Source organism: Pseudofrankia coriaricola, assembly GCF_001854805.1.
In the GTDB taxonomy this organism is placed as follows: Bacteria; Actinomycetota; Actinomycetes; order Frankiales; family Frankiaceae; genus Pseudofrankia.
Genome location: NZ_MBLO01000068.1, coordinates 1 through 7,741, shown reverse-complemented (window position 1 = coordinate 7,741; position 7,741 = coordinate 1). Strand labels below are relative to the sequence as shown.

Annotated in this window: 3 protein-coding genes; 1 reads left to right on the top strand and 2 read right to left on the bottom strand. The window is 68.2% G+C overall.

Annotated features, from left to right (window positions below; genetic code table 11):
• Positions 1–144: 144 nt before the first annotated feature.
• On the bottom strand, positions 145–5,067 hold the full coding sequence (locus BCD48_RS12275) for a diguanylate cyclase (RefSeq protein ID WP_071048488.1): 4,923 nt from the start codon (positions 5,065–5,067) through the stop codon (positions 145–147).
• A gap of 397 nt (positions 5,068–5,464) precedes the next feature.
• Between BCD48_RS12275 and BCD48_RS12270 the strand changes: the two genes are divergently transcribed.
• Entirely contained in the window at positions 5,465–6,055 is a 591-nt protein-coding gene (locus BCD48_RS12270; RefSeq protein ID WP_131803937.1) for a hypothetical protein, read from the top strand.
• A 906-nt stretch (positions 6,056–6,961) separates the two neighbouring features.
• On the opposite strand, the gene BCD48_RS55550 is transcribed toward BCD48_RS12270, so the two are convergent.
• Positions 6,962–7,741 (bottom strand): ISAzo13-like element transposase-related protein (locus tag BCD48_RS55550; protein ID WP_491677132.1); only part of this gene is annotated, 780 nt, incomplete at its 5' end.

Here is a 7,741-nt window from a genome sequence, read left to right as displayed (position 1 = left end):
CGGCCGGGTACGAGGCCGCTTACGCGGCAGGCCACGACAAGATCGAGGTCGCCCGGAAACCCGTCGGTGCGTGACAGCCAGCTCTCCAAAAGAACTCGGTACTTGACAGTTCGTCCGTGCCGTCCACCCTGGGATGTCCCGTGTTTATATCGATACGGTGCGCGCGACTTGTACCCTGTTGCGTCCGAAGCGCTTGGCTCGGTAGAGCTCGACGTCTGCGAGGTCGACGAGCGTTTCCGGTTTGTCATCGGGGTTGGGGGTGATCGCGGCGACGCCAATGCTCAGGGTGACGATGTGGTTGGTGACCATCGGATGTGGTTCTGCCAGCTCGACGACAGCGGTGCAGAGACGTTGGGCCACCTGGGCGGCGGTGTCGGAGTCGGTGCCCGGCATGACGATGGCGAACTCCTCACCGCCGTAGCGTGCCGCCAGGAGGGGGACGCGGATGTTCTCGGCCAGGCAGGCGGCGACTTGTTGAAGGCATCGGTCGCCGGCGGTGTGTCCGAAGTGGTCGTTGTAGAGCTTGAAGTGGTCGATGTCGCACATGGCCATCGCGATAGGCATTGCCCGCTGTCGGGCGCGGTGCCATGCGGTGTCGAGGGCGTCTTCGAAGCGTCGTCGGTTAGCGAGCCCGGTCAGAGGATCGGTAGCCGAGAGCTGTTCTAGTCGCTGGTTGGCGGCGGCGAGTTGCTGGGTTCGTTCGGCGACCTTGCGTTCCAGCGACGCGTATATCAAGGCGTTGTCGAGCGAGACCGCCAGTTGCCCGGCGATGAGCCGGATCCCTTCGAGGCGTTCGGTGGAGAATGCACCGCGGATCATCCGGTTCTCCAGCAGGAGCGCTGCCCGCAGCTCGCCCCGGATGATAATGGGGACGGCCAGTACTGAGCAGTGGTTGAGGCCGGTGAAGTACGGGTCGCGTCGGAATCGGTCGTCGCGGGTGGCGTCGGCGACAACGACGGGTTCGCGGGTGCGTTCGGTGTACCAGACGACGGAGGACGGCGCCAGGTGCTGCTGGTTGGGCTCCTGGAGGGAGACGGCGCCGCCGTCGGACGCGGGCACCATCCAGTTGTGTTCCTGCTGGTCACGCAGTAGCAGGTGGACGCCGGTGGCGCCGGTCATCGCCGACAGGATTCCCACGACCCTGCTCCGGAGGCCGTCGATGCTGGTCTCGGAGCTGAGCGCCTGGGAAGCGGCGACGATACCGAGCAGGTCGATGGTGCCGGTGGTGACGGTGGAGCGGCGGGCAGGCTCGGCCGGTGGCTGTGTGACCGGCTCCACGCCAGCTGGCTCGACGCGTTGCGTCGGGTGGGCCCAGTCGAGCTGGCTGACCTTCGCGGTCGCTCCCCAGGCCAGGTACCGGCTGCGAGCCGCAACGAGCAATGCGTGCCCGGCTCCTTCCATGCCGTGGTCCAGGCAGAACCGTGCGGCACGTTCCATGATCAGTGCCTGGTGCCACGGGCGTCCCTTCCCGGAGACCTCTCGCAGCGCCCTGTCAAACGTGTACGAGGCCTCGCGGAAGTCATCGGCGGCCCAGGCCCGTTCCGCTTCCACCAGACGCAGCAGGTGCAAAAAGTTGACCGGCGCGTCGGCCGCACGAGCGGCCAGCCATGCGATCGACTTGTCCAACTCGGCCAGTATCGCGCCGCGCTCACCTGCGTCCGCCGCGCGGGCCTGCCCGGCCAACCCCAGGGCGCGCAGCAGGTGTGCCAATGCCGCCGGATGCGCCGCTCGGACGAATGGCAGCAACGGCACCACGGCCGCCGTATGCCGGGTCAGCTCGGCCGGACGATCAAGGATGGCCGCGGCGAGCGCCCGGGTGAGATGCAGGTCGGCGGCGGCAATCGGATTCGCGGCCAGCCGGCCCAGCCAGGCCGCATCGTCAGCCGCCGAATCGTCGGCCGCGGAGCCGACGTCCGTTTCTCGCAGCGCGCTGGCCAGCTGGCGGTACGCTCTGAACATCTCCTCGGCGAGGCCATTGCCGGTGCGGGCGGCGAATGCCAGCGCTTCGTCGGCCTCAGCGGCAAAGGCGTCGAGCGAGGGCGCGCAGTCCAGGAGGCCATCGAGCAGCGGACGGTGGGTCCAGCAGGCGTTCTGCAGGTCACCGCCCTGGATGAGGCCTTCCAGCGCGCGCCGCGCCACGGACAGGTTGTCCTCGAGCGGGTCGAACCAGTGACCGGCACTGAGCACGTATATCAACCACGCGTGCCACACCTCAGGCTCATAGCCGCGCTCCTGAGAGACCGCGAGGATCCGCCGCACCATTCGGTACCCGGTGCGGTAGTCGTTCCGGCGGGCGATGGTCACAAGCGCGGCGTCGCTGGTCGGGCCGACCAGGCGGGGATCCGGGCCATCTCCTGCCCACATCTCCAGCGCCTGGACGATCAGCCACTCCATCATCGGCTGATCGGAGAAGAACGCCGGGGGCAGGAGCCGGTTGACGAGCTTGATGGCGCCCAGGCGCGAACGGTCGGTGATTTCCGGTCGTCGCAGATCGTCGGCTTCGCTGGTCTGGTCGATCCACAGGTAGAGCGCGTCGAGTTTGCGGTCGATCTCCGCATCCAGGTGGTCGCGGTCCGGGGAGGCGAGGCCGAGTTGCCGCAGCTGTTCGAGGCCGAGCCGCATCGCCTCGCCAAGGCGGCCCTGGTTGGTAAGGTTACTGACCTGCACCACGGTCGCGGCCGCGCGTCGGGCCGGATCGCTACACAGCCGGGCGATCGTCCGGTATTCTTCGTCCGCCTCCTCAAGCCGCCCGAGGCTGTACAAGGCGGCGTGACGGCCGGTCCGGACCGTGATCACCTGGTCGGTGTCGGCCGGATCGACGAGCGTCACCGCCGCGGCCAGGAACCTCTCGACCAGCGGGTAGTTGCTCAGCAGCTGCGCTTCGTCGGCGGCGCGCCGGAAAAGCCCCGCCATCAGCTGGCGTTCCTCGGCCGCGTGCACGACGTCGGCCACGAGCAGGTACTGCTCCGCCGCCACGGCGAAGAACTCCGGCCGGTCGGCCAGGTGCCGAGCCAGGCACAACCGCGTAGCGCGCCGCGCATGCGAGCTCAGGCCTTTCAGGACCGATTCCTGAGCCCGGTCGTGGTGAAACCGCACGCTCGGCGGGCCGTCGGACTCCAACACCAGCAACCCGTCGGTCAACGCGGGGGCCAGCCGCCGCTCGACCTCGTCCGCCGACAGATCGGTCGCGGCCGCCAAAAGGTCAAGTTCCACCCGGCCCGCCATACACGCCATCGCCGCCAGCACCCCTCTGGTGACCGGCGGCAACGGGGCCACCCGGGCGGCCAACAGCTCGGTCACATCCACGCGGTCGAGCTCGCGGCGCAGCGCGGCTTCGTCCCACCGCGCACCGCCGGCTTCGGGGACCAGCGCGCCGTCGCGTCGCAGCGTGTTGAGCAACTCCACCGTGTCGTACGGATTACCTCCGGTCGATGGTGCGATCACCCCCGCCAGCTCCGCGGCCGGTCGCGCAGCCAGGCGCAGCAGGTCGGCCACCATCGCCGCCTGCCCGGCCTGCGGTAGGTTGCCCAACCGCAGCTGATACGGCCCGCCCGGCTGACGACGCCAGCGGGCCAGCATCGGCGCCATCGGATGCGTCGCGTCCACCTCGCTGTCCCGGTAGGCGGCGACCAGCAACAACCCCTCGACCGGCTCCTCCTCGCCAAGGATCAGATCGACGACGCCCAACGGAGTCCGCCCCGCCCACTGCAGATCATCGATGAACAGCACCACCGGCCGTTTCCGGGAGGCGACCGCGCGCAGTATCCCGAGTCCGACCCGCCGCACTCGCACCTGCGCGGTCATCGGATCCCCCAGCTGGGGCGGAACCTTCAGCAGCGCCGCAAACTCCGGCAAGGTGGCGGTGGCAAGGCCGGCGTTGGGTCCCAACATCCGCAGGATCCGGTCCCGCACCTCAGCCAGATAGTCCTCGGGCTCGGCCAGCAGCAGCCGACCCAACGCCCGAAACGCCTGCCAGACACCGTCATAGTCCTGATTACGGCGATACTGGTCGAACTTGCCGGCCACAAACCAGCCGTCGCTACCAGCCACGACCGGCCGCAACTCGTTGACCAGGGACGTCTTACCCACCCCCGGCACGCCACCGACGAGGATCCCACGACAACGACCCGCCATCGCATCGACAAACGCCGCACCCAACTCACCGATCTCCTGATCACGCCCGACCAGCCGCGACGGCGTCAGCCGCCGGGCGGGAAGATCGTGCTCACCGAGACGCACCAGCGCGCCGCCACCGCGCACCACAGTGAGATCGTGAACCAGCCCGTCGGCGCTCTGGTAACGGTCATCCGGCTCCTTCTCGAGGAGATGCATGATGATCCTCGAAAGTCCGGCCGGCACGGACGGATTCACCGCCGACGGCGGCGTCGGCACCCGCGCGAGATGACCGTGAATGATCCGCATCGGGTCGCCGACACCGAACGGAGGCGCGCCGGTCGCCATCTCATACAGGGTCGCCCCCACCGCGTACAGATCGGCCCGCTGATCAACCGGGCGACCAGTCCGGCCCGTCTGCTCCGGCGCCAGATACGGAATCGTCCCGACAACCTCACTGTGATGGATGAACCCCGGATGGACCTCCCTGAAGGTCGTCGCCAACGCGAAGTCGATCAGATACGGCGCGTCCCCGTCCCCACCCAGCACGATGTTCGCCGGGCTGATATCCCGGTGCATCACACCCCGCTGATGCATCCCCGCCACAGCGCGCGCGAGCGACCCGGCCAGATCGACCAAATCGGCCGGATCCAGCGGGGTGGCCCGCTCGGACAGAGCCGTGCCACCGACATCGGCCAGCAGAACCGACCCCGGGCACCGCGGGACGTCGACCGCCAGCTGCACAACCCCCTCGACCCCCGACAACCGCTCCAAAATCTCAAGGTCATGGCGCAACCGCCGCTGCGCGTCAGGCCCCAGGGGTTCCTTCCGGATCACGCTCCCAGCCGGGAACACCAGCCGCGACACCCGGGTCTGCTCCGTCTCATGGAGCAACTCCGTTCGCACCACCACCGCCGGCGGATCCCGACTCGGCGTCGCCCGCTCAGACCCCATCCACAACCCCCAGACGAGACGCGCACTGCCAGTTACATTCTGTCCCCGATCATGACGACGGAAACGGGCTTGTCGGGCACGGCTCGGTGGGCGCTTGACGCCTGCGGCGTCCGCTCGGCGTGTAACAACGGTGTAACTCCATTGTCGCACTCTGTGCATACGCGCAGGTAGAGGAGGCACCAGATGACCAGCATGGCGACAGATCCGAATCCGACTGACCAGCAGCGCGGTAGCGGGACCTCACAGGCCTGGATATGCCTGGGCCGGCCGATGTGGGGGGGCGGGGTGCCTGCTCGCTGCCGTCACACTGTGTCCCTGGTATCTCTTGGTGAAGAGCGGGCTGCTCGAGTGTCTGGGACGCTGCGGTTTGGCTGCGTGAGCGAAGGAGTACATGGAGATGGCGAACGACGATGCGCTGACGATTGAGTCGGACTGGTTGCCGTCCGCCGAGCTGCGCCGGCTCGTCGACGCGAGCCGTGCGCCGTTTCCGGAGCTGTCGGTCTCGGCCGCTGGTGACTCCCCGCATCGTGGGCCCGACCCGGCGCTGGCGGTCGCGATCGTCTCCGGCGTGTTCAGCCTGCTGGTTCCCTTCGTGACCAAGCCGGCCGACCGGATCTTCGCCGCGGAGCCGGACGCCAAGGTCAGCGTCCGCGGCGCGGACGGGCAGGACGAGGTGGTGGTGCATGCGTCGCTGCCGGCGGAGGTCCGCGACCAGCTTTTGCAGCAGGCGATCGACGCGGAGCACCGCATCCGCGCCCACGTCCTGCTCTGCTGGCTCGCGCTCCTGCTGATCCGGATCGCCGAACGCCGATCCGGCGAAACCTGGCGCACGATCCGCCGCCAGACCGGCCGGATCATGCAGATCACCCTCACCGGACCCGCCGGCACCGTGGCCCAGACGACCACCCTCAGCCCCGCCCAGAAGGCCATCTACCAGGGCGTTTCCGTCCCACCACCCGCCCGGGTCACCGCCTTCGACCCCAGCTGATCACCCCGCGACAGCCTTCTTCAGGGCCGGCCGGGGCGTGGACACACGCCCTCTCCCGGCCCGACACGCATTTCCCCAGGCCAACACCATGATCATCGCATTCGTGTGACCACCAACTGCGGAACTCGGGCTTCGGACTCTGACGAGCACCCACAGGACCATGATCATTGCCACGTATTTGCCACGGGCAGCCGGACACGGCCGGACGCAGCGGGCCAGGACCGGACCGCAACACGATCACGCCCGAGCGGCCACGGCGTGCCGCGCAGTACCGCTGACCTGCGAAAACAGGCGCTGATCAGGCCTTTGCCAGGTGGCGACTGATCACCAGGCGCTGGACCTGGTTGGTACCTTCGAAGATTTGAAAGACCTTGACACCTATAGATCAATATATGCCCTGACCTGCGTCGATGTGGCACAGCCTGGCTACGCCCTCCTGCGTAGCCACATCCTGTCCACAGACCGAGACGTGGCACCACAGAGATTCGTCCCGGCCCGCCTGGCCTGCCGCAAGGCTCAGGAGTGGCGACGCCAGCGCGACAGCGACGGCTACTCGCCTACAACGTTGAGCTCGCGGGGCCCCGGCTATGGGGGATCAAGGCGGAGGGGGATTCACCCATTCATACATGATCGGTCTACGCGAGGTTTTCGACCTGTCGCTCCTGGCTACGGCGACCGGGGCGCAGCGATGACCAGGCGCCCCAGGCTGACCGCGCCAACAGGCGAAGACTGACCCGACATGATCATCATGTCACCTGCAGCCGTGACATCTACGTCTCTGCGCATCACGGCGACGAGCGGATCACGCTCCACCAGGCAGGAACAGAGACACTGCCCTCGCCAGCAGTCTCGAGCGCGTTCCCTCCCCAAGCACAAGATCACGCCCACCTGAGGGCCCGCAGATTATTAACGCGCTGGTTTGATCTTTGGTGTGAGGTCGATCCCGTGGGCGGCGGCGTGGGTGGTCAGTTCGGTGAGGGTCCTGAGTGGTGTCGGGGCTGGCGGGATCGGGGGGCCGTACTGGTCGAGCAGGGTCTGGGTCCGGCGTGTGGCGGTGGCTATGGTGCCGGTCGAGACGCCGAAGAGTTCGGCGAGCGCCGGCTGGGGTGTGCCGAAGCGGCGGCGGAGCACGGTGATCAGGACCTGTTCGGCGAGGGTGAGCGCGGGTGGGTGGCCGGCGCCGGGTTTGCGGGTCGGGAGGCCGCCGCGGGCGATGAGGAGGGCGGCCTCGCGTTGGACGCGGTGGGGTGTGCCCAGGGTGGAGATCAGCTGGTCCCAGGTGGCCGTGTCGAGGCCGGTCAGCGCGGGGTGCGCCCACTCGGGGTGCGCGGGCTCGCGTGACGGCGGTGGTGGTGGGGGTGGTGGAGCGGGTGGTTCGGGGCGCAGGGTGTAGTTCCAGTCGCCGTGCCAGTCGTGGCGGTCGATCGGCAGCGAGGCCATCCGCTCGTCGCTGATTTTGATTCCGTCGGGGTATGTGCCGGCATCGAGGGTGGCGGTCACGGTCAGCCCGGTGCGGGTGGTGGTCGCGGCGATGGTGTTGACGATGACTTCGTGGCTGGTCAGCGGCCTGCCGCGCCAGTTCATCGTGATGTGCGAGAACAGTCGGTGCTCGATTTTGTTCCATTTCGAGGTTCCGGGCGGGAAGTGGCAGACGGTGATCGCGAGTCCGGTCTGCAGCGCGAACGC

Bases quoted from the DNA above. Each gene is read 5' to 3' on its own strand.
- BCD48_RS12275 (WP_071048488.1), bottom strand. From the start codon at position 5,067: ATGGGGTCTGAGCGGGCGACGCCGAGTCGGGATCCGCCGGCGGTGGTG.
- BCD48_RS12270 (WP_131803937.1), top strand. From the start codon at position 5,465: ATGGCGAACGACGATGCGCTGACGATTGAGTCGGACTGGTTGCCGTCC.